Here is a 24,461-nt window from a genome sequence, read left to right on the forward strand (position 1 = left end):
CGACGGGACCGGGTCAGCCGAAGAGGCTGGGGACCCAGCCCATCAGCACCAGGAACACCAGGAGTACCGGGTAGAGGAGCGCGAGGGTCCAGCGCCGCCGGGCGGCCCCGGGGGCCGCGGCCTCGCCCGGCGCCCGGAGAGCGCCGTCGCGGAACGTGCGGTAGGCGATGACGCTGGAGGCCAGGAGCGCCGCCAGGCCCACCAGCGTCGGCCCGAGCACCGGGAGGGTGAAGAGCTCCTCGGGCCACAGCAGCTGGACCGCGACGAACCCGCCGATCATGAGGATGGGCGCCACCACGACGACCCGGCGCCTCCCGACGAGCACCCGCAGCGTGGCCTCCGGCGCGGCCAGCAGCAACGTCGTCAGGAGTCCGAGCAGGGCGGCCGAGCCGAGGTCGCCGCCGGTCACCGTCAGCCCGTCGCCGCGGAGCCAGCCGGTGAGCGCCCACGCGGTGAGCATCAGGCCGGCCAGCCCCAGGCAGATGTGCGCCACGTCGGTCCGGCGCAGACCGGTCTCGCGGTCGGCACCGACCGGCAGCTCCCGCGCGTAGGCCACCGGGTCGCCGAAGACCTCCTGGGCGCTCTCCCCGGACTCGCGGACGTGGCTCTCGACCGTCACCACGTCGTCGCCCAGCCGGTCCGGCCGCACACCGAGGAGGTTCCGCTCCAGCAGGAAGGCGTCCAGCCACCGCCGCTCCACCGTCGGCGCCAGGTGGCGCGGGTCCATGGCCTCGTCGGCGGTCCTCGTCATCGCACGCTCCTAGCGTCGGCCGGCGCACCCTCGGTGAGTCGGCGGGTGGTGGTGGTGAAGGCGGCCCAGCGGTCGGCCTGCTCGTCGGCGTGCCGCCGCCCCTGGGGGGTGAGGGCGTAGAACTTGCGCCCGGGTCCGCCCTCCCCCGGGCGCCACTCGACCTCGACGTGGCCGGCCTCCTCCAGCCGCCCGAGGAGCGGGTAGAGGGTGCCGCCCTTGACGGTGCCCAGGCCGGCCTGCGCCAACCGCTGGGTGATCGCGTAGCCGTAGCTGGGCCCCTCGAGCAGGACCCGGAGCACGCATACCCCCAGCACGCCGCGCAGCCACTCGCTGGGCCACTCGTCCGCCGTCATGACTAAATCGTATGCCTAACTAGTCAGGCACGTCAACTAGAGCGGGTGCCAGACGAGCGGGAACCCACCACAGGCGACGCCCGGTGGGGTCAGGGGCCACCGAGCGCCGTGAGTGGTTGCTCCTAGACCGACCAAGCGCCGGGTGTGGTTGCGCCAGCAACCACACCCGGCGCTCGGTCGGCGAGGAGAGCGACAGGGACGAGGGGTCAGCGGCCGGTGAACTCCGCCTTGCCGGGCCCCTGCTCGACGAAGGAGCGCATGCCGATCTCCCGGTCCTGCGTGGCGAAGACGCCGGCGAACTGCATGGCCTCGATGGCCAGGCCGGTCTCGAGGTCGCCGTCCAGACCACGGTCGATGGCCTCCTTGGCGGCCCGCAGCGCGAGGCTCGGGCCACCGACGTACCCGCGCACCATCTCCAGGGCCGTGGCGTGCGCCTGACCGGGGTCGCACACCCGGTCGACCAGGCCCATCTCGATCGCCTCGGCGGCATCGACCATGCGGCCGGTGAAGACGAGGTCCTTGGCCCGGGCCGGTCCGACGAGCCGGGCGAGCCGCTGGCTCCCTCCCGCGCCGGGGATGACGCCGAGCAGGATCTCCGGCTGCCCGAGCCGGGCGTCCGAGGCGGCGACGCGGAAGTCGGCGCAGAGCGCGAGCTCGTTGCCGGCGCCGAGGGCATACCCCTCGATCGCGGCGACCACCGGCTTGGGGATGCGCGCGACGGCGGAGAAGCACTCCTGGATGACCGGGGCGCGCCGGACCATGTCCGGGTAGGACATGTCCTGCATCTCCTTGATGTCGGCGCCGGCGGCGAAGACCTTCTCGCCGCCGTAGAGCACGACGGCCGCGACCTCCTCGTCGTCGCCGACCAGGCGCGCCGCCTCGCCGAGGGCGTCCTGCACCTCGATCGACAGCGGGTTCATGCTCGGCCGGTCGATGCGGACGGTGGCGACGCCGTCCTCGACCTCGACGCGGACGAGGTCGCTCGCCGTGGCGAGGGTGCGGCTCACGCCTGGTCTCCCGGCGCACCGCCCCCGTCGGCGTTCCCGTCGGCGTTCCCGTCGCCGGGGGCCTGCTGGCCCCGGGAGCCGACGCTCAGCCACGGGCCGACCTCGGTCCCCTCGGGGGCGCCCTCGGGGAGGTCGGGCTCCTCGCCGCGCTCGACCTGCGCCTTGGCGATGACGTTGCGGTGCCAGAGCTGCAGCGCCTGCAGCAGCAGGCCGGTGGCGATCTGGACCTTGGGCTTGGGCGGCTCGGAGCGGGCGATGATCTGCTCGACCGCCAGCACGAGGTTGCCGCTGGCGATGCCGGCCTTGACGAGGTTGACCCCCAGCGTCACGTCGTTGCACCCGTTGAGCCGGGTGAAGAGCTCCTCGGGGACGCTGCTGGCGATCTGCCACTGGCCGTAGATGCGCATGATGTCGAACTGCTCGCCCTCGATGACCTTGACGAACAGCTTCTGCCCCTGCACCTCGAAGGCGACGTCGCCGGCCTTGTCCAGGTTGGGCGACATCTGCAGGTCCTGCAGCGCGTCGAGGACGCGACCGGTCAGCGGGTGCTCCTGCGGGGGCGGCGGGAAGTTGGGCAGCGAGGTCGGATCACTCATGGCTCCAACGTAACGGCTCGGCCCAGGTCCTGCGCAGCCCCGCCCGCCGGTGGCCCTACGCTGGGCCACCGTGCCCCCTCCCTCCCGGCCCCGCCGCAGCCTCGACCGCCCGCCGCCGCTGGGCGTGACGACCACGGCGGAGGGCCCCGAGATCGCCGTGCTGGCGCGGCACGCCACCGCCGTCGAGCTCTGCCTGTCCACCCCCACCGGCGAGCGCCGGGTCCCGCTGACCCGCTCCGCCCACGGGATCTGGTGGGACCTCGTGCCCGAGCTGGTGCCGGGGACGCGCTACGGCCTGCGGGTGCACGGTCCCTGGGCGCCCGACCAGGGCCACCGGCACAACCACGACAAGCTGCTGCTCGACCCCTACGCCGGAGCCGTCGAGGGGGAGGTGACCTGGCGGCCGGAGGTCTACGGGCACGTCGCCGGCGACCACGGCTGGACCGACCCGGAGGCCCGCGACGACCGGGACTCGGCCCCGTTCGTGCCCCGCTCGGTGGTCGTCGACCACGGCACCTTCGACTGGGGCGGGGACGTCCGGCCCCAGGTGCCCTGGACCGACACGGTGCTCTACGAGGCGCACGTGCGCGGCCTGACCCGGCTGCACCCGGAGGTCCCGCCGGAGCAGCGGGGCACCTACGCGGCGCTCGGCCACCCCGCGGTGGTCGAGCACCTGACGAGCCTGGGGGTGACGACCCTCCAGCTGCTCCCCGTGCACGCCTTCACCTCCGAGCCCTCGCTGGTCCGGCGCGGCCTGACGAACTACTGGGGCTACAACTCCCTCGGCTTCTTCGCCCCGCACGCCCCCTACGCCGCCGCCCGCGACCCCCAGGGCGTCGTCGACGAGGTGAAGGGGGCCGTCCGCGCCCTGCACGGGGCGGGCATCGAGGTGGTCCTCGACGTCGTCTACAACCACACGGCCGAGCAGTCCTCCTGGGACGGCCCGACCCTCGGCCCGCGCGGCCTGGACAACCGCACCTACTACCGCCTCGACGACCGCGGGCGCGACATCGACGTCACCGGCTGCGGCAACACCCTGGACCTGCGGGACCCGCAGGTGGCGCGGCTGGTCCTGGACTCGCTGCGGCACTGGGTCCAGGAGTTCCACGTCGACGGCTTCCGGTTCGACCTCGCCCCCGCGCTGGCGCGCGGACGCGACGACGCCTACGACCGCGAGCACGCCTTCCACGTGGCGCTCGAGACCGACCCGGTCCTCTCGCGGGTCAAGCTCGTCGCGGAGCCGTGGGACGTCGGGGTGCACGGGTGGCGGACCGGGCAGTTCCCCGCCGTCTTCGCCGAGTGGAACGACCGGTTCCGCGACACGGCCCGCACCTTCTGGCTGGCCGACGTCGGCCGCCGCCTGCACGGGCACGGCGGCCACGGGGTGCGCGAGCTCGCGACCCGCCTGGCCGGCTCGGCCGACCTCTTCGGGCACGGCGGCCGGGGCCCCCTCGCCTCGGTCAACCTGGTCACCGCCCACGACGGCTTCACGCTGGCCGACCTCACGGCATACGAGCACAAGCACAACCACGCCAACGGCGAGGACAACCGGGACGGCCACGGGGACAACCGGTCGTGGAACCACGGGGTCGAGGGGCCGACCGACGACCCCGAGGTGCTGGCCCGCCGCCGGCGCTCGGTCCGCAACCTGCTCGGGACCCTGCTGCTCGCCCCCGGGGTCCCGATGCTCGTGGCCGGTGACGAGGCGGGGCGCACCCAGCAGGGCAACAACAACGCCTACTGCCAGGACTCCGAGCTGACCTGGCTGGACTGGGACCTCGAGGAGTGGCAGTCCGCGCTGCTGGCGGACACCCGGTCGCTGCTGGCCCTGCGCCGCGACCTCCCGCTGCTGCGCACGACCGACTTCCCGACCTTCGACGCCCTCCCCGGCCGCACGCGGTTGCGCTGGTTCGCCGAGGACGGCCACGTCCTGGGCGAGCACCAGTGGAACGACCCGCACCGCAGCACGCTCACGGCCCTCTTCGACACCCTGCACCACGACACCCCGGACGACGGTCGCCGCGCCGTCGCGGTGCTCCTGCACGCAGGCACCGCGCCGACCTCCCTGCGGCTGCCGGAGGTCGAGGACGTCCGGTCCTGGAACGTGCGCTTCACCAGCGGGAGCGCGGTGCCGGCAGGGTCGCGGGTGGACCCCGGCGGTGCGGTCGAGGTCGGGCCGACGAGCCTCACCGTGCTCACCGCGGCGCTCGGCGAGGCGGGCGACGGGGACCCGGCGACGCGCGTGGTTTCCGACGCGGAAGCCCGGTAGGTTGGTGCGGGTGACCGAGCACTCGACCACGCCCACCCCGTCCGCCCCTGCGTCCGGACGCCCCGCCTCCTCCTCGATCGACCGGTCGGTCCTCGCCGCCGTCGGCCAGGAGCCGCTGGGCCGGATCCCCGTCCTGGACGTCGAGCCCGTGGTCGACGGCGGACGCCGCCCCACCAAGTCCGTCGTCGGCGAGATCTTCACCGTCACCGCCACCGTCTTCCGCGAGGGGCACGACGCGGTCAACGCCACCGTGGTGCTGACCGACCCGGACGGCGGCGAGCACCACGTGCCGATGACGTGCACCAACCCGGGGCTCTCGCACTGGCAGGCGCAGGTGCACGCCGACCGCGAGGGGGTCTGGACCTTCCGGGTCGAGGGATGGTCCGACCCCTACGCCACGTGGGAGCACGACGGCACCATCAAGGTCGAGGCCGGGGTGGACGTCGAGCTCATGCTCGAGGAGGGTGCCCGCGTGCTGGAGCGCGCGCTCGACGACGGCGCGCACGACGACGCCGACCGCCAGGTCCTCGAGGAGGCCGTCGACACCCTGCGGCGCAGCGCCCTGCCGGTCCCCGAGCGGCTGCACGCCGGCACCTCGCCGCAGGTCGAGGACGTCCTGGCCCGCACCCCGCTGCGAGAGCTGGTCAGCCCGTCCCCGGCCGTCACCTGGCTGGTCGAGCGCCCGCTGGCGCTGACCGGCGCGTGGTACGAGATCTTCCCGCGCTCGGAGGGTGCCACCCGGGACCCGGACACCGGCCTGTGGACCAGCGGAACCTTCACCACCGCCCAGGAGCGGCTGCCGGCGATCGCCGACATGGGCTTCGACGTGGTCTACCTCACCCCGGTGCACCCGATCGGCAGCACCAACCGCAAGGGGCGCAACAACACCCTCGACGCCGGCGAGCACGACCCAGGCTCGCCCTACGCCATCGGCTCCGCCGAGGGGGGGCACGACGCGCTGCACCCCGACCTCGGTGACTTCGCGGACTTCGACGCCTTCGTCGACCGCGCGCAGGGCCTGGGCCTGGAGGTGGCGATGGACATCGCCCTGCAGGCGTCCCCGGACCATCCGTGGGCCACCGAGCACCCGGAGTTCTTCCAGATCCGCGCGGACGGCTCCATCGCCTACGCCGAGAACCCCCCGAAGAAGTACCAGGACATCTACCCGGTCTTCTTCGACAACACCCCGGACGAGGTGTATGCCGAGATCCGCCGGGTGGTCCAGGTGTGGATCGACCACGGCATCCGGATCTTCCGGGTCGACAACCCGCACACCAAGCCGGTGGACTTCTGGCAGTGGCTCATCGCCGACGTGGCGAAGGACCACCCCGACGTCATCTGGCTGGCCGAGGCCTTCACCAAGCCGATGATGATGCGCACCCTGGCCAAGGTCGGCTTCCAGCAGTCCTACACCTACTACGCCTGGCGCAGCACCGCCGCGGAGCTCGCGGAGTACGTCACCGAGCTCGCCACCGAGACGGCGCCCTACATGCGCCCCTCGTTCTGGCCGACGACGCACGACATCCTCACGCCGTACATGAGCAACGGCGGGGTGACCGCCCACCTGGTGCGCTCCGCGCTGGCCGCGACCCTCGTGCCGACCTACGGCATCTACGCCGGCTTCGAGCACGTCGAGGACGTGCCGCGCACCGGCGCCGAGGAGCACGTCGACAACGAGAAGTACGAGTTCAAAGACCGCCGCTGGGGCGAGCCGGTCCACGGCCGGCCCGACCTCACCGGCTGGCTGACGATGCTCAACCGGGTCCGCGCCGAGCACCCGAGCCTGCACTGGCTGCGCAACGTCACCTTCCACCACGCCGAGGACGAGAACCTCCTCGTCTTCTCCAAGCACGGCGGGGGCGCCGGGGACGGCTCGGGGCAGGACACCGTGCTCGTCGTCGCCAACCTCGACCCCTACACCGTCCGCGGGAGCCGGCTGCACCTCGACCTGCCCGCGCTCGGGCTCTCCTGGGGCGACCGCTTCCACGCGCACGACCTCGTCACCGGGTCCACCTGGACGTGGGACGACGCGCCCTACGTCGAGCTCGGCCCCGGCTACGGCCACGAGCCGGTCCACATCGTCCACGTCACCACCGCCTGAGAAGGAGCACGATGCGCGGGCTCAACCTCCATCAGCCTGGACTGAAGAACGACCCCGACTGGTTCCGCAAGGCGGTCTTCTACGAGGTCCTCGTGCGGGCCTTCGACGACTCCACGGGGTCCGGCTCGGGCGACTTCACCGGGCTGATGAACCGGCTGGACTACCTGCAGTGGCTCGGGGTGGACTGCCTGTGGATCCCGCCGTTCTACGCCTCGCCGCTGCGCGACGGCGGGTACGACGTCGCGGACTACACCGCGGTCCTGCCCGAGTTCGGCACCCTCCCGGACTTCCGTGAGCTCATCAGCCAGGCGCACGCGCGCGGCATCCGCATCATCACCGACCTCGTGATGAACCATACGAGCGACCAGCACCCGTGGTTCCAGGCCAGCCGCTCGGACCCCGAGGGCCCGTACGGCGACTTCTACGTCTGGTCCGACACCGACGAGAAGTATGCCGACGCCCGGATCATCTTCGTCGACACCGAGACGTCCAACTGGACCTTCGACCCGGTCCGGCGGCAGTTCTTCTGGCACCGCTTCTTCTCCCACCAGCCGGACCTCAACTTCGAGAACGAGGCCGTCGCGGAGGCGATGTTCGACATCGTCCGGTTCTGGATGGACCTCGGCATCGACGGCTTCCGGCTGGACGCCGTGCCCTACCTCTTCGAGGAGGAGGGCACCAACTGCGAGAACCTCCCCCGCACCCACGAGTTCCTCGCCCGGCTGCGCGCGATGGTGGACGAGGAGTACCCGGGCCGGGTCCTGCTGGCCGAGGCCAACCAGATGCCGGCCGAGGTGGTCGACTACTACGGCACCCCCGAGGCCCCGGAGTGCCACATGTGCTTCCACTTCCCGGTCATGCCGAGGCTCTACTACTCGCTGCGCGAGGAGAAGGCCGAGCCGATCGTCCGGGTCATGGAGGAGACACCACGCATCCCCGAGGGGACGCAGTGGGGCACCTTCCTGCGCAACCACGACGAGCTCACCCTGGAGATGGTCTCCGGGGAGGAGCGCTCGGCGATGTACGGCTGGTACGCCCCCGACCCGCGGATGCGCGCCAACATCGGCATCCGGCGCCGGCTGGCCCCGCTGCTCGACAACTCCCGCGAGGAGATCGAGCTCATCAATGCCCTGCTGCTCTCGCTCCCGGGGTCCCCGTGCCTCTACTACGGCGACGAGATCGGCATGGGCGACAACATCTGGCTGAGCGACCGTGACGCCGTGCGCACCCCCATGCAGTGGACCCCGGACCGCAACGCCGGTTTCTCCACGGCGGACCCGGGCAAGCTCTACCTCCCCGTCATCAGCTCGCTGGTCTACCACCACAACAGCGTCAACGTCGAGGCCGAGATGGCCAGCGGGTCCTCGCTCCTGCACTGGACCCGCGGCATGCTGCAGGTGCGGGCCGCCCACGAGGTCTTCGGCACCGGGGAGTACCTCCCCTGCGAGACGGACAACGACGCCGTGCTCGCCTTCGCCCGCGCCCTGCCGCCTGGCAGCGACGAGGAGGAGCGCGAGGGCTACCCCGCGGTGCTGTGCGTCAACAATCTGTCCTCCCGGCCGCAGGCCAGCACCATCACCCTGCCGGAGCGCCTGCACGGGGCCGATGCGCGCGACCTCTTCGGTGGGCACAACTTCCCCGACGTCGGTGCCGACGGCACCGTCACCCTCAGCATGGGCTCGCGCGGCTTCTACTGGCTGGGCCTGACCCCGAAGGAGGAGCAGCGATGACCGACCTCACCCCGTCGTTCGAGGACTTCCTGCCGGCCTGGGTGGCCCGCCAGCGCTGGTTCCGCGGCAAGCAGGCCGGCGACGCGACGCCGCGGCTGCGCCGGGTCTCCGGCATCCGCTGGCAGGACCCCTACGGCGAGGTCGGGATCGAGGACCACATCGTGCTCGACGAGTCGGCGTCGTCGTCGGGCGAGGGGCCCACCGTCTACCAGATCCCGCTCACCTACCGGGCCGAGGCGGTGCCCTTCCTCGCGCACGCGCTGGTGGCCACCGCGGAGCACCCCGAGCTGGGCACCCGCTACATCTACGACGCCACCCACGACCCGGTCTTGGCCGACGTGCTGCTCTCGGAGATGGCCGCCGACCACGAGGTGCCCGCCGCCCGCTCGCGCCGGGTGGCGCCGCAGGGGGAACGCCCGGCGCTGGCCACGGCCCGGGTCCTGTCGGGCGAGCAGTCCAACACCTCGATCATCGTCGAGACCCACCGCGGCGGACGGCCGCTCATCATCAAGCTCTTCCGCGTCCTGCACGAGGGGGACAACCCGGACGTCTCGGTGCAGACCGCCATCAGCCGCGGCGGGTCGGGCCACCGCCTCGTGCCGGAGCCCTTCGGCTACGTCGAGGGACGCTGGCCCGGCGAGGACGGCCGGGAGGTCCACGGCCACCTGGCCTTCGCGCAGGAGTTCCTCACCGGCACCGAGGACGCCTGGCGTCAGGCCCGGGTGGCCGCCGACGCCGACGACGACTTCAGCGGGCGCGCCCGCACCCTGGGGGCGGCCACTGCCGCCGTGCACGCCGCGCTGCGCGAGGCCTTCGGGGCCCGCCCGGCCGACGAGCGCCGGGCCGAGCTGCTGACCCAGATGCGCGACCGTGCCGAGCAGTCCTTCCGGGACGCGCCGGGACTCGCCGAGCACCGGGACGCCGTGCTCGGGGTGTATGCCCCGCTGGAGTCCGCGGACCTGCCCGACCTGCAGCGGGTCCACGGCGACTACCACCTGGGCCAGGTCCTCGACGCCCCGGGCCGGGGCTGGGTGCTCCTGGACTTCGAGGGCGAGCCGCTGCGGCCGCTGGCCGAGCGCACCGAGCCCGACCTCGCGCTGCGCGACGTCGCCGGCATGCTGCGCTCCTTCGACTACGCCGCCGCCGCGGCCGCCGACGACCGCAGCCGGTGGGCGGACGCCGCCCGCGAGGCGTTCCTCGAGGGGTATGCCGAGCAGGCGGGGGCCGACCCCCGCGCCGAGGCCGCCGGCACGGTGCTGGCGGCCCTGGAGCTGGACAAGGCCCTCTACGAGGTCAGCTACGAGGCCCGCAACCGCCCCGACTGGCTGCCGATCCCCCTGGGGGCCGTGCACCGGCTCCTGGGCCGCGCCTCCGCTCCCGGCGAGACCCCCGACGCCGGACCCGCCGCGCCGCCGGCCGAGGGCCGTCACCGCGACACCCCGCAGGAACAGGACCACGAGCAGGAGCACGAGGCGGGGTCCGCCGAGGAGGCGTTCCCCACCGAGGCCGGACGCCACCGCAGCGCCGCCGCGGTGCCGTCGCCGCAGTCCGAGCAGACGGGTGCGCCCGGCTCACCGCAGGACGCGCACGACACCACCGAGGAGACGACCATGGGTGACGACGACGTGCAGCAGGACGCCCCGACGGCGCAGGAGCAGACCGCCCCGGAGCCGGGCCCGGCACCGGTCGACGACGACTACGGCTCCTCGCTCATCGAGGTGGAGCGGCACGACGGCCCGCTGTCCCACCCGCCGACCGGCGACCCCCGGGCCGCCAGCGGCAGCACGGCCGGCGCCTCCGGCGGGCCGGGCGGTGCGAGCGGCGGCTACCCGCACGCCCCCATCCCCCCGCCCGAGGACATGGTCATCGAGACGGTGCCCCCCGGCCGGCGGACCGGTGAGGACGTCGAGCTCGCCCCCCGCCCCCGGGCCGCCGCCAGCGGGTGGTCCGGGCAGCCGCAGGGCGACCCGGAGGTGCTGCGCGCCACCGCGTGGGAGGACGCCAGCGAGGGCGTCGTCACGGCCCGCCCGACGGGGCCGCGGCGCTCCCTGAGCGAGCCGGCGGAGCCGGCCGGACCGCATACCCTCCCGCTGGACCTGGACGAGGCGACCGACGTCGTCGAGGGGCTGCACCGCAACCCGCACGCCCTCCTCGGCGCGCACGTCTTCGACGACCACGTCACCGTCCGGACCCTCCAGCCCGAGGCGCAGCTCGTCGAGATCGTGCTGGCGGACGGGGTCAGGGTGCCGATGACGCACGAGACCGGCGGCATCTGGGTGGCGGTGCTGCCGACCGCGACCGTCCCGGCATACCGGCTCAAGGTCGACACCGGGCGCGGCGCACACCTCGTCGACGAGGCCTACCGGCACGGACCCAGCCTGGGTCAGACCGACCTGCACCTTATCGGCGAGGGCCGTCACGAGGAGCTGTGGCGGGCCCTGGGGTCCCGGGTCATGACGGTGCGCGACGAGCTCGGCGAGGTCACCGGCACGAGGTTCGCCGTCTGGGCCCCGCACGCCTCGGCCGTCCACGTCGTCGGCGACTTCAACGGCTGGAACGGCGCGACGCACGCGCTGCGCGCCCACGACGAGGTCGGCGTCTGGGAGCTGTTCGTCCCCGGCGTCCGCGAGGGCGCCCACTACAAGTACGACATCACCGGCCCGGACGGCGTCCGGCGGGCCAAGGCCGACCCCATGGCGCGCGCCAGCGAGGTCCCCCCGTTCACCAACTCGGTGGTCACCGTCAGCACGCACCGCTGGGGGGACGCGGAGTGGATGGCGGCCCGCGCGGCCGGCGACATCCACCACGGGCCGATGAGCGTCTACGAGGTGCACCTCGGCAGCTGGCGCAAGGGGCTGGGCTACACCGAGATCGCCGACCAGCTCGTCCCCTACGTCGCGCGGATGGGCTTCACCCACGTCGAGCTCATGCCGGTCATGCACCACCCCTACGGCGGGTCGTGGGGCTACCACGTGACCGGGTACTACGCCGCGGACAGCCGGTTCGGCCACGAGGACGGCCTGCGCTACCTCATCGACCGCCTGCACCAGGCCGGGGTCGGGGTCATCCTCGACTGGGTGCCCGGGCACTTCGCCACCGACCCGTGGGCCCTCGCCCGCTTCGACGGCACCCCGATCTACGAGCACCCGGACCCGCGCAAGGGCTGGCACCCGGAGTGGGGGTCCTACATCTTCGACTTCGGCCGCCCGGAGGTCCGCAACTTCCTGGTCGCCAACGCGACCTACTGGCTGGAGGAGTTCCACGCCGACGGGCTGCGCGTCGACGGCGTCGCCTCGATGCTCTACCTCGACTACTCGCGCGACGACGGCCAGTGGATCCCGAACCAGTACGGCGGACGGGAGAACCTCGAGGCCGTCGCGCTGCTGCAGGAGGCCAACGCCACGGCATACCGCCGCTCCCCCGGCGTCGTGATGATCGCCGAGGAGAGCACCTCCTGGCCCGGCGTCACCGCGCCCACCGACGAGGGCGGGCTCGGCTTCGGCTTCAAGTGGAACATGGGCTGGATGCACGACACGCTCGGCTACCTCGGCGCCTCGCCGTTCAGCCGGGCGCACAGCCACCACACGCTGACCTTCTCGCTGGTGTACGCCTTCAGCGAGAAGTACATCCTGCCGATCAGCCACGACGAGGTCGTGCACGGCAAGGGGTCGCTGGTGCGCAAGATGTCCGGCGACGCGTGGCAGAAGTTCGCGACCACGCGGGCCTTCCTGGCCTACCAGTGGAGCCACCCCGGCAAGCAGCTGCTCTTCATGGGCAGCGAGTTCGCCCAGGCCCGGGAGTGGGCCGACGACGGGAGCCTGGACTGGGAGCTGGCCGAGCGCCCGGAGCACGCCGGCGTGCAGTCGCTGGTCGCCGACCTCAACCGGCTCTACGCCGAGCTGCCGGCGCTCTGGGAGATCGACCACCACGAGCACGGCTTCAGCTGGCTGGACGCCAACGACGCCAGCCGCAACCAGTACTCCTACCTGCGCTGGGGCAACGAGGGGCCGGACGGGCTGCGGCCGGTCGTCGCCTGCGTGGTCAACTTCAGCGGGGTCCCGCACCACCAGGTGCACATCGGCCTGCCCTACTCCGGCCGGTGGCGCGAGGTGCTCAACACCGACGCGCAGACCTACGGCGGGTCGGGCGAGGGCAACCTCGGCGCGGTCGAGGCGGTCGACGAGCCGCACCAGGGCCAGCCCTTCTCCGCGCTCGTCACGGTGCCGCCCCTGGGTGCCGTGTGGTTCGTGCCCGACCCGGTCGAGGACGACGGCACCGGCGCGACTGACACCGGGGCGGCCGAGGCGGACTCCGGCGAGGGCGGTCGCCACCCCCGCGCCGGTCAGCCGGCCCAGGAGTCGGACCTGACGGACATCGACGCGCTGGTCCGGGCCTACACCGAGGTCGTGCCGGACCCGGACGACCTCGACCAGCAGGTCGCCTTCGGGACCTCCGGGCACCGGGGCAGCTCGCTGGACGGCGCCTTCAACGAGCACCACATCCTGGCGACGACCCAGGCGATCTGCGACTACCGCGCCGAGCAGGGCACCGAGGGCCCGCTCTTCCTGGGCCGGGACACCCACGCGCTGTCCGAGCCGGCCTGGCGCAGCGCGCTCGAGGTGCTCGTCGCCAACGGCGTGGACGTGCGGGTCGACGAGGGCGACGGGTGGACCCCCACGCCGGCGGTCTCGCGGGCGATCCTGGCCCACAACAGGGAGACCGAGGGTGCGGTCGGCGAGGCCGACGGCATCGTCGTGACGCCCTCCCACAACCCGCCCCGCGACGGCGGCTTCAAGTACAACCCCCCGCACGGCGGCCCGGCCGACACCGACGCCACCGGGTGGATCGCCGACCGGGCCAACGCGCTGCTACGTGCCGGCCTGGACGGCGTGCGGAGGGTGCCGGCGGACGACGCGGTCGCCGCGGCCGGTCGCTACGACTTCATGGGCGAGTACGTCCGCGCCCTGCCCCGCGTCATCGACGTGGACGCCATCCGGGAGGCCGGCGTGCGCATCGGTGCCGACCCGCTGGGCGGGGCCGCCGTCGACTACTGGCAGGCCATCGCCGAGACCCACGGGCTCGACCTCACCGTCGTCAACCCGCGGGTGGACCCGGCGTGGTCGTTCATGACGCTGGACTGGGACGGCAAGATCCGGATGGACTGCTCGTCCGCCGACGCCATGGCCTCGCTCATCGAGGTGATGAGCGGCGGGGCCGACTACGACGTCGCCACCGGCAACGACGCGGACGCCGACCGGCACGGGGTCGTCACCCCCGACGGCGGGCTGCTCAACCCCAACCACTACCTCGCCGTCGCGATCGACTACCTCTACGGCGGAGCACGGCCGGAGTGGCCGCAGGGCACCGCCATCGGCAAGACCCTGGTGAGCTCGTCCATGATCGACCGGGTCGCCGAGGGTCTGGGCCGCGAGCTCACCGAGGTGCCGGTGGGGTTCAAGTGGTTCGTGCCCGGGCTGCTGGACGGCTCCATCGCCTTCGGCGGCGAGGAGTCGGCCGGCGCGTCCTTCCTCTGCCGCGACGGCTCGGTGTGGTCGACCGACAAGGACGGGATCATCCTGGCCCTGCTCGCCGCCGAGATCATCGCGCGGACCGGCCGCTCACCCTCGCAGCGCTATGCCGAGCTCGTGGCCGAGGTGGGCGGCGGCCAGACGCCCGCCTACGCCCGCGTCGACGCACCGGCCGGCCGCGAGCAGAAGGCGCGGCTCAAGAAACTGTCGGCGCAAGACATCAGCGCCACCGAGATCGGCGGCGAGCCGATCACGGCGATCCTCACCGAGGCCCCGGGCAACGGGGCGGCGATCGGCGGGGTCAAGGTGTGCACCGACAGCGCGTGGTTCGCGGCCCGCCCCTCGGGGACCGAGGACGTCTACAAGATCTACGCCGAGAGCTTCCGCGGCCCCGAGCACCTCGCCCAGGTGCAGGCCGAGGCCCAGCAGGTCGTGGACGCCGCCCTCGGCGGGTAGTGACTGACCTCTCCCGCACCGGACGCGCGTCCGGTGCGGGAGAGGGTCCTCAGGGGTAGAGCGCGGTCACGGGCAGGGAAGTCAGTAGAGGGCGCTCATGAGGGCCTGGCGGGCCTTGGCGACGCGGGGGTCCTGGGCGCCGACGACCTCGAAGAGCCCCAGCAGGTGGGTGCGGGCCCGGTCGCGGTCCTCCCCGGCGGTGCGGCGCACGGTCTCGACGAGCCGGCCGAAGCCGTCCTCCACGTGCCCGCCGACGAGGTCCACGTCGGCCGCATCCATCTGCGCCTGCACGTCGTCGGGCCGGTCGGCGGCAGCCTGCCGGACGGCGGCGAGGTCCATCCCGGAGGTGCGCTCCAGCAGCCTGACCTGCCCGAGGCCGAGACGGGCCAGCTCGTCGGAGGAGTCCTGGGCCAGCGCCTGCTCGTAGGCCGTGATCGCCGCGGCCCAGTCCCCGCGGTCGATCGCGTCGTAGGCCTCCTGGTGCAGCGGCGGCAGCTCGGCAGCCCCCTCGTCCTGCCCGTCGGCCTCGTCGCCCTGCTCCCCGGTGCCGTCGTCCTCGCCGACCTCGACCCGACCGGTCACGGCGTTCTGCACCGCCGCCTCGAGGAACTTCTCCAGCAGCTGGTCGACCTGCTCCATCGGCTGCACGCCGAGGTAGAACGGCATGGGCTGACCGCTGAGCAGGCCCATGACGACCGGCAGGGAGGAGACCTGTCCGAAGACCTGCTGCAGCACGGGGGTGAGGGCCTGCAGGATGCCCGGGCTGCCGGCGACGTCGACCCCGGCCACCTGGAAGCGACCCCCCATGGTGCGGGCCCGCTCAGCCAGGTCGCGCAGGTGGGTGAGCGACTCCGGCAGCTGCGGCGTCCACAGCACCAGCACGACGGGCGTGGTGAGGCTGGCGTTGACGACCGACTCGAAGGTGTCGTCGCTCACCTGGACGAGCGCACCGCTGCGGCCGGGGACACCGCCCGCGGGTGCCCCCGCGGGCGCACCACCGGGCTGCTGCCCGGCAGCCGCGGTCGGGGCACCGGGACGGGAGGACAGCGCGGAGAGGTCGACGGCACCGCGCAGGGCGGCGGAGGAGAAGGGCTGCTGGCTCATGTCTCCAGGGTATGCCGTGGGCGCCCGGGCCCCGAACGCCCCGGGGCCGACCTCACTCGCCGGAGGCGTCCACCAGCTGCTCGGTCGCGGCCAGCATCTCCGGCTTGAAGTCGACGTCCTCGGACGGCGCCCGCATCCCCACGAAGACGGAGGTCCGCAGGGTGGCCTGCTCGGTCAGCACCTCGCTGTCCTGGAAGACCCGGAACTCCTCGGGCGTGGTGAGCTCGCTGCCCTGGTTGACGACGAACTGGGTGTCGCGCAGCAGCGAGCCCATGACGAAGCCGCTGCCGTCCTCGAAGAGCAGGGTGACGACGTCGTCGGAGACCAGCCAGTTCTTCTCCCGCAGGCTCGCCTGGCCCGAGAGGGCGTCAGCCTGGTCCTCGGCGGCCTGGCGCACCGACGGCGCGTAGCCGTGGGTGCGGTAGTCCGGCACCTCGTCCGGCTGGGGCCACTCGGTGTAGGCGCCCACGGACCGGAGCAGCTCGCGCGGCTGCATGGTGAGGTCGCCCTGGTCACCGCGCAGCACCGGGCTGCCCTCGGAGCGCGGGTCGAAGGTGGGGACCTGGGTGTCCGGCAGCATCGGCGCCTCCCAAGTGATCCGGAAGTCCCCGCTCTCGCCGCTCTCGCTGGAGAGCAGGTGCAGGACGGGCGCGCCGTCCTCGGGGACGGTCTGCACGAGCAGGTATGCCGCGTCCTGGTCGTCCTCGCGGCTGATGGCCAGCACGTTCGGCTCGACCGGGGTCTCCTCGAGGTCCACCTCGGCCGGCTCACCGGTCACCGGCTCGAGCCGGTCGGCGGCCCGGTGGGCCCGCAGCACGCTGCCGGCCATGGACGCCTCCTGGGCCTCCTCGATGTCGTCACCGTCGCCCTGGTCGGCGCGGACCCGCTGGGTGAGAACCTCGGTGGCGACCTCCTCGGCCTCGTCCAGCGGCAGCGCGGCGGTCTCGGCGTCGGTGGTCATCTCCACCGTCTGGCCGGTCGCGTCGGCGGTGCCCGACCCGGCGTCGTCGGTCGACGCGGCGTCGTCGGCGGTGGCGCTGGAGTTGCCCCCGGCGGCGTCGGTGGTGGCGTCGCCGCCGGTGTCGTCACCGGAGCAAGCGGCAAGAACGAGGGCCGAGCTCAGCGTGGCGGCGGCGGTGATCCTGGAGAACTTCATAACGATATGGTAAACATCGGGGACAGGTGGGGGGAAATCAGCGATCTCCCAGGCTCGTGCCTGCGTCGGCGGCCCGACGGTCGCGCACCCGCACCCCGTCGTCGTCGGCCGGCCCGCTCACGACCCGCTCCAGGACGAGGTAGAACGCGTAGATCGCGAGCAGCGCCGCCGTGACGTGCAGCAGGAGCGCCAGCGCGACCCCGACGATCACCCCGGCCGGCCAGTACCGTCCCCAGGACACGGCGAGCACGCTCGGCACCACGACCGCGAAGAGCGCCCCGAGCGCCAGCTCGACCGGCCACGGGCGGTCCCCCATCCACGGCACGACCGAGACGAGGTCGAAGAAGTCGAGGGTCGCGGCCGTGCCGAGCAGGGTGACGAGCCCCAGCAGGCCGACCAGCTGCCCCCGCTGGCGCAGGGCGCGGCTGGCCCACAGCGTGCCGATGGTGACGGCCGCCCACATCAGCCAGGCCCGCACCCGTCCGGTGCCCAGCCCGATCATCGCCGTCCGGAACACCCGGTCCGCCTCGTGCCGACCGATCTCGGGTCCCTCGAAGCTCCCGGGGCAGACCAGGGCGTCGTGCAGGACGGCGGCCGGGAGGAAGTCACCGCTCGTGGGCACCAGCCAGGTGAAGAGGTGGGGCACCGACGCGAAGTCGGTGGTGAAGCCGGCGGGCACGACGAAGGTCGCGCCGCCCTCCTCGACGTAGCCGACCGGCTGCAGCAGCACGAAGTCGCGCCCGTCCACGCTGCGCACCTCGAGGCGCAGCGGTCCCCCGGTCTGCGGGTCGACGAACTCCCCCATGGGGTCTACCTCCTGCTGGTCGCGAACCTGTCGGTCGCCCGGACGAGGGCGTCCAGGGTGCCCGGCTCGGAGAACGCGTGCCCCGCGTCGGGGACCACCGTGAAGTCGGCGTGCGGCAGCCGCGCGGCGAGGTCGAAGGCCGTGCGCGCCGGCGTGCACATGTCCAGCCGGCCCTGGACGATCACCGTGGGGATGGGGGCCAGCGCCGGGGCCTGGTCGAGCAGCGCACCCTCCCGTAGGAAGCCGCCGTGCACGAAGTAGTGGTTCTCGATCCGGGCGAAGGCCACCGCCTGCTGCGGCTCGGTCGCCTTCCGGAAGGCCTCCTCGTCCGGCTCCACCGTGATGACCCGTGACTCCCAGCCGCTCCACGCCACGGCGGCGGGGACGTGGACCGCGGGGTCGGGGTCGAAGAGCAGCTCGTGGTAGGCCAGCTGCATCTCGTGCCGCCGCTCCGGGGCCACCGGCGCCGCGAAGTCGGCCCAGTGGTCGGGGTAGACGTGCTCGAGGTGGCCCCGCTCGTACATCCAGGACAGCTCGGACGGGCGCAGGGTGAAGATGCCGCGCAGCACCAGCTCGCTCACCCGGTCGGGGTGGGCCTGCGCGTAGGCCAGGGACAGGCAGGACCCCCACGACCCGCCGAAGACCTGCCAGGTCCCGATGCCGAGGTGCTCCCGGATGTGCTCCATGTCGGCGACGAGGTGGCCGGTCGTGTTGGTCGCCCAGACGGCGGGGTCCACCGTGGTCGACGCGTGCGGGGTGGAGCGCCCGGCCATCCGCTGGTCGACCAGGACGATGCGGTAGCGCTCGGGGTCGAACACCCGGCGCTGCTTCGGGCTCGTGCCGCTGCCCGGGCCGCCGTGCACGAAGATGACGGGCTTGCCCTCCGGGTTGCCGGACTGCTCGACGTAGACCTGGTGACCCTGCCCCACGGCCAGCATCTCGGTCCGGTAGGGCTCGATCTCGGGGTAGAAGGTCCGCCGCTCGCTCATCCCCCGACGGTAGCGCTCCCGTCGGCCTGAGCAGAGAAACAGGCCCGGCGCAGGGGTTGCAGCACCTGCCTCGGGCACGTCTCTCTGCTCAGGCGCAGGTGAGGGCGCGCTTCTCTGCTCAGGCTCAGGCGCAGGTGAGGGCGTGAGGGCGCGCTTCTGTGCTCAGGCCGGGTGGCGCACCATGCGCAGCTCGACGACCCCGTCGTGGCCGTCGAGGTTCTCCGCCCCGTCCAGGGCGAACCCCTGCCGCTCGTAGAAGCGGACGGCCCGGTGGTTGCCCCGCGCCACCCAGAGGTATGCCGACCGCTCGCCGAGGGTGCGCAGGAGCAGCTCCTGCGCGAGGCCGCTCCCCTGGTGCTCGGGGGCGACGTTGAGCGACCAGACCTGGTGCGGGACCGGCGCGTCCTCCTCGCGCGCCGGGCCGTGCATGCAGAAGCCGGCCGGCTCGCCCCCGACCAGGGCGACGAGGAAGCCGCGCCCGTCGTCGGCGACCCGCCCCTGGGCGTACGCCGCGGCGACCTGCTCCCACAGCGGCCGGAACTGCTCCGGCTCCAGCGCGTCGACGACCTCGTCGGCCATGATGCCGCGGTAGGTCTCCCGCCAGACCCGGGCGTGCAGCAGGGCGAACGGCTCGGGGTCCCCGAGCCGCGGCTCCCGGATCTCCCAGGCACCGGGCACCCCGTCCGCGACCCCGGCGTCCCGGGCGGGCGGGACGCCGTCGTCGTCTGGCCCCGTCACCGGGACGGCACGGTGACGAGGAGGGCGTCGCCCTGGCCTCCGCCCCCGCAGAGCCCGGCCGCGCCGGTGCCACCGCCGCGGCGCTGCAGCTCGAGGGCGAGGTGCAGCAGGATCCGCGCACCGGACATGCCGATGGGGTGACCCAGCGCGATGGCGCCGCCGTTGACGTTGACCCGCTCCTCGTCGAGGCCGAGCTCCTGCACGGAGGCCAGCCCGACGGCCGCGAAGGCCTCGTTGATCTCCACGAGGTCCAGGTCGGTGGGCTCGATGCCCTGCTTGGCGCAGGCCGCGGCGATGGCGCGGGCGGGTTGGCTCTGCAGGGTCGAGTCCGGCCCGGCGACCATGCCGTGCGCGCCGATCTCGGCGATCCAGTCCAGACCGAGCTCGGTGGCACGGGCCTTGCTCATGACGACCACCGCGCAGGCGCCGTCGGAGATCTGCGAGGCCGACCCGGCGGTGATGGTGCCCTCGGGCGAGAACGCCGGCCGCAGCCGGCCCAGGGACTCCACGGTCGTGTCGGCCCGGATGCCCTCGTCGGCGGAGACGGTCAGCGGCTCACCCTTGCGCTGCGGGATGTGGACGGGCACCACCTCGTCGGCGAAGACGCCGTTCTCCCAGGCGGCGGCGGCGCGCTGGTGGCTGCGCGCGGAGAAGGCGTCCTGCGCCTCCCGGGTGAAGTGCCCGGCCGCGTCGGCCTGGTTGGCCCCTTCGGTGAGCCCGCCCATCGCCTGGTCGGTGAAGGCGTCCCACAGCCCGTCGTGGGCCATGTGGTCGCGCATGGTGACGTCGCCGTACTTGAACCCCGTGCGCGAGCGCTCCAGCAGGTGCGGCGCCTGGCTCATCGACTCCTGGCCGCCGGCGACGACGACGTCGACCTCCCCGGCGCGGATGAGCTGGTCGGCCAGCGCGATGGCGTCGATGCCGGACAGGCACACCTTGTTGATGGTGAGGGCGGGGACGTCCATCGGGATCCCCCCGGCGACCGCGGCCTGACGGGCCGGGATCTGGCCGGCGCCGGCGGTGAGCACCTGGCCCATGATGACGTAGTCGACCTGGTCACCGCGCACCCCGGCCCGCTCGAGGGCGCCGGCGATGGCGGCACCGCCCAGCTGGGCGCCGGACAGCGAGGAGAGCGAGCCGAGCAGGCGTCCCATGGGCGTGCGGGCGCCGGCGACGAGGACCGAGGTGGTGGGTTCTGACATCTGCGCGGACTCCTCCAGCGACGGTGACGGGTATGCAGCCACTCGCCACTGTAGCGGCGCGGCACCCCTTCCCCGGGGTCAGCCGCCGTGCACCACCTGACCGTCCAGAACCGTCGCGCTGACCACCGTGTAGCGGAACCGTCGGGCCCGTTCGGCGCTGGTGGGCGCCGCCACGAGCGGGTCGTGGTCGAGCAGCGCCAGGTCGCCCCGGGCACCGGCCCGGACGCGCTGCCCGTCCACCGAGGCGGCGAGCGCCTCCCTCGCGCCGATCTCCTGCTCGGGGTGCCAGCTCTCCCCGTCCTCAGGACCGCGGTGCACCGCCGCCGCCATCGCCAGCCACGGGTCCAGGGGCGAGACCGGGGCGTCCGACCCCATGCTGAGCTCGATGCCGGCGTCGAGAAAGCTGCGCAGCGTGAAGGTGCGGGCGGTCCGGTCCGGCCAGCAGCGCTCGGTCACCGGGCGGTCGTCCAGGAGGTGGGCGGGCTGCACGCTCGCGACGACGCGCTGCGGCAGGGCGGCCCACCGGCGGACGTCGGCGGGGGTGATGAGCTGGGCGTGCTCGATCGACCCGGAGGCCCCGGTGGCCTCGAAGGCGTCCAGGACGGCGCCGACCGCGGCGTCGCCGATCGCGTGCAGGGCGGCCTGCAGCCCGGCCCCCCGGGCCCGCTGCAGCAGCGAGATGAGCTCGTCCACCGGGTAGTTCGCCGCGCCCGCCGGCTCCTCGAGCAGGTGGCCGTCGGCGTAGGGGTCGCAGCACCAGGCGGTCCGGGTGTTGAGCGAGCCGTCGGTGATGACCTTGAGCGGGCCCATCGTCACCAGACCGTCGGTCGCGCGGATCGGGTCGCCGGTGCGCAGCCCCGCGGCGTTGACGGTCTCCAGACCTTCGGGGTAGACCCCGGTGCGGGCGCGCAGCGGGGGCGTGCCCTCCGCGCTGCGCTCACGCCACTGCTCCCAGGGCTGCCCGAACTCTAGGTCGACGATCCCGACGACCCCCCGGGTGTGCGCGTCCTGGATGGCCCGGGCGACGGCATACTCGGACTCCTCCTGGGCGCCGTGCAGCCGCTGCAGGCGGTCGTAGAGCGGGAACCAGTCGGCCTCGGCCACGACCCCCTCGACGATCGGGCCGCCGAGCAGCCGGAGGGCCCGGGTGTTGAGCCAGCCGTGGTGGCCGTCGCCGCTGATGAGGGCCACCGGCACCTCGCCCGTCACCGCGTCCAGCTCGGCCACCGTCGGCTGCTGCAGCCACCGGCCGGTGCGGTGGCCCCACCCGACGAGCACCCCGGTGGGGCTGTCGAACCCCCAGGTCAGCCGGTCGACGACCCGGGCGAGCACCTCGGCGGGGCTGGCGGTGCCGGAGGTGTCGAGGCGGGTCTGCCCGAGACCCCACTGGACCATGTGCACGTGGGTGTCCCACAGGCCGGGGATGACGTGCCGTCCGCCGCCGTCGAGCTCGGGCACGGCCGGACCCTCGGGGCGCAGGCGTGGCCCGACCGCCTCGACCACCCCGTCCCGGACGAGCACGTCCACCGGCTCGGTGGGCGGGCCGGCGTCGATCGCGACGACGCGCACGTCGCGCAGCAGCAGGTCGCTCATGCACGGATGCTAGGCGACATACCGCAGTGGCTCCGCAGGGTGGGTCCGCGCCAGCCCTACGGTGGACCCATGAGCCCGAGCGCGCCCAGCCACGAGCCGGCGGGAGGCGAGGCCCTGGCCCCCTTCCTGCTGGCGGTCGACCACGTCGGGCTGGCGGTGCCCGACCTCGACGCCGCGATCGCCTTCCACCGCGACGTCCTCGGGCACCGTGTCGTCCACGAGGAGACCAACGCCGAGCAGGGGGTGCGGGAGGCGATGGTCGCGGTCGGACCGGCCGACCCGCACGGCGGCGACCAGCCGACCATGCTGCAGCTGCTCGCCCCCACCGACCCGGGGTCGACGATCGCCCGGTTCCTCGAGCGCCACGGCCCCGGGCTGCAGCAGCTGGCCTACCGGGTCAGCGACCTGGAGGCCGCGAGCGCCGTGCTCCGCGGCCGCGGGCTGCGGCTGCTCTACGACCAGCCGCGCCGCGGGACGGCGGGGTCGCGCATCAACTTCATCCACCCCAAGGACGCCGGCGGGGTGCTCGTGGAGCTCGTGGAGCCCGCCGGGTGACGACGCAGCGCACGCAGGACCCCACGGCCCGGGCCGCGCGGCTGCGCGCGGCCGCGCGGGCGGTCCACCCGACGGCCGTCCCCCGGGCGGGGGTGCGAGCCGTGCAGCGCTGGCGGGACTTCCGGGTGCGCCAGCGCGAGCTGCTGGACGAGAGCAACCGGCTGCAGTCCGAGCTCTGGGCGCAGATCCACGCGGACCACCCGGAGGCGGCGGCCGCCGTCCACGCGGGCCCCGCCGCCGGCCCCCAGCCGCCGCTCCCCGCCGGCGTCGAGGGACAGCCCGCCCGGGTGGGTGGGTCGCCGCGGCGACCCACGCTGCTGTCGGCCTCGGCCTTCTCCATCGGCTTCACCGGGGCGCTCGGGGTGCTGCTGGCCTGGCTGCTGCTGCAGAACCTCACTCGGCTGTCCTCGGTGCTCACCTACCTGCTGGTCGCCGTCTTCCTCACCCTCGCGCTGAACCCACTCGTCGAGTGGCTCACCCGCCGGGGGGTGAGCCGGCCGAGCAGCGTCTTCTGCGTCTTCATGAGCTTCGTCACGGTCGTGGGGGTGAGCGCGGTGACCCTGCTGCCGGGGGTGGTCGGGCAGGCGGTGACCCTCGTCGAGCGGGCCCCCGTGGTCCTGGACGAGCTGTCCGGCACGCCGTGGATGGTCGAGCTCGACCGGCGCTACGCCGTGAGCGAGCGCGCCACGACCGAGGTCGACCGGCTGCTCACCGAGAGCGACACCTGGACCGCGCTCTTCGGGGGCGTGCTGGGCGCGGCCGGGTGGGTCGCCGGCAGCCTCGTCGGGCTGCTGACCTCCGCCATCCTCACCCTCTACCTCTTGGCGACGCTGCCCTCGGTCAAGGACGCGGCCTACCGGCTCGTGCCGAGCAGCCGCCGTCCGGGTGTCGTCCGGCTCGCCGAGGAGATCATGCGCCGGGTCGGCGGGTATGCCCTCGGCCAGGCCACCGTGGCGACGATCAACGCCGTGTGCTCGTGGCTGATGATGCAGGTCCTCGGCATCCCCTACGCCGCCATCCTGGCCGTCTCGGTGGGCCTGCTGGGCCTCATCCCGCTCATCGGCGCCACCCTGGGCGCCGTCATCGTGGCCGTCTCGGCCCTGGCCGTGTCACCGACGGTGGCGCTCGTCGTGCTCGTCTACTACGTCGTCTACCAGCAGCTCGAGAACTACTGGATCGTCCCCCGCATCATGAAGCGCACCGTCTCGGTGCCGGGGGCCGTCACGGTGGTCGCGGTGCTCGCGGGCGGCACCCTGCTGGGGGTCCTCGGCGCCCTCATCGCCATCCCCGTGGCCGCGGGCCTGCTCCTCATCTACGAGGAGGTCCTGGTCCCGCGCCAGGAGCGTCTCTAGGACCCCACCGAGCGCCGCGAATGGTTGCCTGACACCCCACCGAGCGCCGCGAATGGTTGCCTGACACCCCACCGAGCGCCGCGACTGGTTGCCTGACACCCCACCGAGCGCCGCGAATGGTTGGCCTCACCAACCATCCGCGACGTCCGGTGAAGGAACGTCGGTCAGGCGAAGGA

General features: G+C 73.5%; 17 protein-coding genes. 6 read left to right on the top strand and 11 right to left on the bottom strand.

Annotated elements, in window-relative coordinates:
- Positions 1-13: 13 nt before the first annotated feature.
- The 4 genes from Q0967_RS01710 to Q0967_RS01725 all read right to left on the bottom strand — a co-directional run bounded on the left by Q0967_RS01710 (position 14) and on the right by Q0967_RS01725 (position 2,707).
- Entirely contained in the window at positions 14-751 is a 738-nt protein-coding gene (locus Q0967_RS01710; RefSeq protein WP_298748791.1) for a hypothetical protein, read from the bottom strand.
- Positions 748-1,104, bottom strand: coding sequence for a PadR family transcriptional regulator (locus Q0967_RS01715; RefSeq protein ID WP_298748793.1), 357 nt, complete (start codon positions 1,102-1,104; stop codon positions 748-750). The genes Q0967_RS01710 and Q0967_RS01715 overlap by 4 nt, the downstream gene beginning before the upstream one ends.
- Before the next feature lie 206 nt (positions 1,105-1,310).
- Positions 1,311-2,111 carry an enoyl-CoA hydratase/isomerase family protein gene (locus tag Q0967_RS01720; protein ID WP_298748795.1) on the bottom strand — a complete coding sequence of 267 codons (801 nt, stop codon included), beginning with the start codon at positions 2,109-2,111 and terminating at the stop codon, positions 1,311-1,313.
- Positions 2,108-2,707, bottom strand: coding sequence for a hypothetical protein (locus Q0967_RS01725; protein ID WP_298748797.1), 600 nt, complete (start codon positions 2,705-2,707; stop codon positions 2,108-2,110). Before Q0967_RS01725 ends, Q0967_RS01720 begins: the two co-directional genes overlap by 4 nt.
- 70 nt (positions 2,708-2,777) lie before the next feature.
- On the opposite strand from Q0967_RS01725, the gene glgX reads away from it, so the two are divergent.
- Genes glgX through glgB form a run of 4 tightly spaced genes read left to right on the top strand, consistent with a single transcriptional unit; the run spans position 2,778 to position 14,791 of the window.
- Complete coding sequence (gene glgX, locus Q0967_RS01730; RefSeq protein WP_298748798.1) at positions 2,778-4,976, top strand: glycogen debranching protein GlgX; 2,199 nt, start codon at positions 2,778-2,780, stop codon at positions 4,974-4,976.
- Between the two features lie 10 nt (positions 4,977-4,986).
- A complete protein-coding gene (locus Q0967_RS01735; RefSeq protein ID WP_298748799.1) occupies positions 4,987-7,077 on the top strand; it encodes a maltotransferase domain-containing protein in 2,091 nt (696 codons plus the stop codon).
- 11 nt (positions 7,078-7,088) lie between these two features.
- Complete coding sequence (gene treS, locus Q0967_RS01740; RefSeq protein WP_298748802.1) at positions 7,089-8,807, top strand: maltose alpha-D-glucosyltransferase; 1,719 nt, start codon at positions 7,089-7,091, stop codon at positions 8,805-8,807.
- Positions 8,804-14,791 (top strand): 1,4-alpha-glucan branching protein GlgB, encoded by a 5,988-nt coding sequence (gene glgB, locus Q0967_RS01745; protein ID WP_298748804.1) that lies wholly within the window; start codon positions 8,804-8,806, stop codon positions 14,789-14,791. The genes treS and glgB overlap by 4 nt, the downstream gene beginning before the upstream one ends.
- An 81-nt stretch (positions 14,792-14,872) precedes the next feature.
- On the opposite strand, the gene Q0967_RS01750 is transcribed toward glgB, so the two are convergent.
- The 7 genes from Q0967_RS01750 to Q0967_RS01780 form a co-directional block, all read right to left on the bottom strand.
- Positions 14,873-15,895, bottom strand: a complete 1,023-nt coding sequence (locus Q0967_RS01750) for a tetratricopeptide repeat protein (RefSeq protein WP_298748806.1) — start codon at positions 15,893-15,895, stop codon at positions 14,873-14,875.
- Between the two features lie 52 nt (positions 15,896-15,947).
- Positions 15,948-17,051, bottom strand: a complete 1,104-nt coding sequence (locus Q0967_RS01755) for a hypothetical protein (protein ID WP_298748808.1) — start codon at positions 17,049-17,051, stop codon at positions 15,948-15,950.
- Between the two features lie 37 nt (positions 17,052-17,088).
- Positions 17,089-17,856 carry a DUF1353 domain-containing protein gene (locus tag Q0967_RS01760; RefSeq protein ID WP_298748809.1) on the bottom strand — a complete coding sequence of 256 codons (768 nt, stop codon included), beginning with the start codon at positions 17,854-17,856 and terminating at the stop codon, positions 17,089-17,091.
- Between the two features lie 5 nt (positions 17,857-17,861).
- Positions 17,862-18,845 (bottom strand): prolyl aminopeptidase, encoded by a 984-nt coding sequence (gene pip / locus Q0967_RS01765; protein WP_298748810.1) that lies wholly within the window; start codon positions 18,843-18,845, stop codon positions 17,862-17,864.
- Between the two features lie 162 nt (positions 18,846-19,007).
- Entirely contained in the window at positions 19,008-19,583 is a 576-nt protein-coding gene (locus Q0967_RS01770) for a GNAT family N-acetyltransferase (RefSeq protein WP_298748812.1), read from the bottom strand.
- Positions 19,580-20,785: an acetyl-CoA C-acetyltransferase gene (locus Q0967_RS01775; RefSeq protein ID WP_298748814.1), complete on the bottom strand. Its 1,206-nt coding sequence runs from the start codon at positions 20,783-20,785 to the stop codon at positions 19,580-19,582. The genes Q0967_RS01770 and Q0967_RS01775 overlap by 4 nt, the downstream gene beginning before the upstream one ends.
- A 78-nt stretch (positions 20,786-20,863) precedes the next feature.
- On the bottom strand, positions 20,864-22,378 hold the full coding sequence (locus tag Q0967_RS01780; RefSeq protein ID WP_298748816.1) for an amidohydrolase: 1,515 nt from the start codon (positions 22,376-22,378) through the stop codon (positions 20,864-20,866).
- A gap of 69 nt (positions 22,379-22,447) precedes the next feature.
- Here Q0967_RS01780 and mce point away from each other — a divergent pair, with 69 nt between their 5' ends.
- Complete coding sequence (gene mce / locus Q0967_RS01785) at positions 22,448-22,933, top strand: methylmalonyl-CoA epimerase (protein WP_298748817.1); 486 nt, start codon at positions 22,448-22,450, stop codon at positions 22,931-22,933.
- The gene (locus tag Q0967_RS01790; protein WP_298748818.1) at positions 22,930-24,285 is read left to right on the top strand and encodes an AI-2E family transporter; all 1,356 of its coding nucleotides are present in this window, start codon (positions 22,930-22,932) and stop codon (positions 24,283-24,285) included. The genes mce and Q0967_RS01790 overlap by 4 nt, the downstream gene beginning before the upstream one ends.
- Positions 24,286-24,461: the final 176 nt, after the last annotated feature.

The sequence above is a fragment of the uncultured Serinicoccus sp. genome, assembly GCF_947500995.1.
Lineage (GTDB): Bacteria > Actinomycetota > Actinomycetes > Actinomycetales > Dermatophilaceae > Ornithinicoccus.

Excerpts from the sequence above, each read along its gene's own strand:
- mce (WP_298748817.1), top strand. The coding sequence starts at position 22,448 with ATGAGCCCGAGCGCGCCCAGCCACGAGCCGGCGGGAGGCGAGGCCCTG.
- Q0967_RS01755 (WP_298748808.1), bottom strand. The coding sequence starts at position 17,051 with ATGAAGTTCTCCAGGATCACCGCCGCCGCCACGCTGAGCTCGGCCCTC.
- Q0967_RS01780 (WP_298748816.1), bottom strand. The coding sequence starts at position 22,378 with ATGAGCGACCTGCTGCTGCGCGACGTGCGCGTCGTCGCGATCGACGCC.
- Q0967_RS01750 (WP_298748806.1), bottom strand. The coding sequence starts at position 15,895 with ATGAGCCAGCAGCCCTTCTCCTCCGCCGCCCTGCGCGGTGCCGTCGAC.
- glgB (WP_298748804.1), top strand. The coding sequence starts at position 8,804 with ATGACCGACCTCACCCCGTCGTTCGAGGACTTCCTGCCGGCCTGGGTG.
- Q0967_RS01760 (WP_298748809.1), bottom strand. The coding sequence starts at position 17,856 with ATGGGGGAGTTCGTCGACCCGCAGACCGGGGGACCGCTGCGCCTCGAG.
- Q0967_RS01715 (WP_298748793.1), bottom strand. The coding sequence starts at position 1,104 with ATGACGGCGGACGAGTGGCCCAGCGAGTGGCTGCGCGGCGTGCTGGGG.
- Q0967_RS01725 (WP_298748797.1), bottom strand. The coding sequence starts at position 2,707 with ATGAGTGATCCGACCTCGCTGCCCAACTTCCCGCCGCCCCCGCAGGAG.
- Q0967_RS01710 (WP_298748791.1), bottom strand. The coding sequence starts at position 751 with ATGACGAGGACCGCCGACGAGGCCATGGACCCGCGCCACCTGGCGCCG.
- Q0967_RS01775 (WP_298748814.1), bottom strand. The coding sequence starts at position 20,785 with ATGTCAGAACCCACCACCTCGGTCCTCGTCGCCGGCGCCCGCACGCCC.
- pip (WP_298748810.1), bottom strand. The coding sequence starts at position 18,845 with ATGAGCGAGCGGCGGACCTTCTACCCCGAGATCGAGCCCTACCGGACC.
- treS (WP_298748802.1), top strand. The coding sequence starts at position 7,089 with ATGCGCGGGCTCAACCTCCATCAGCCTGGACTGAAGAACGACCCCGAC.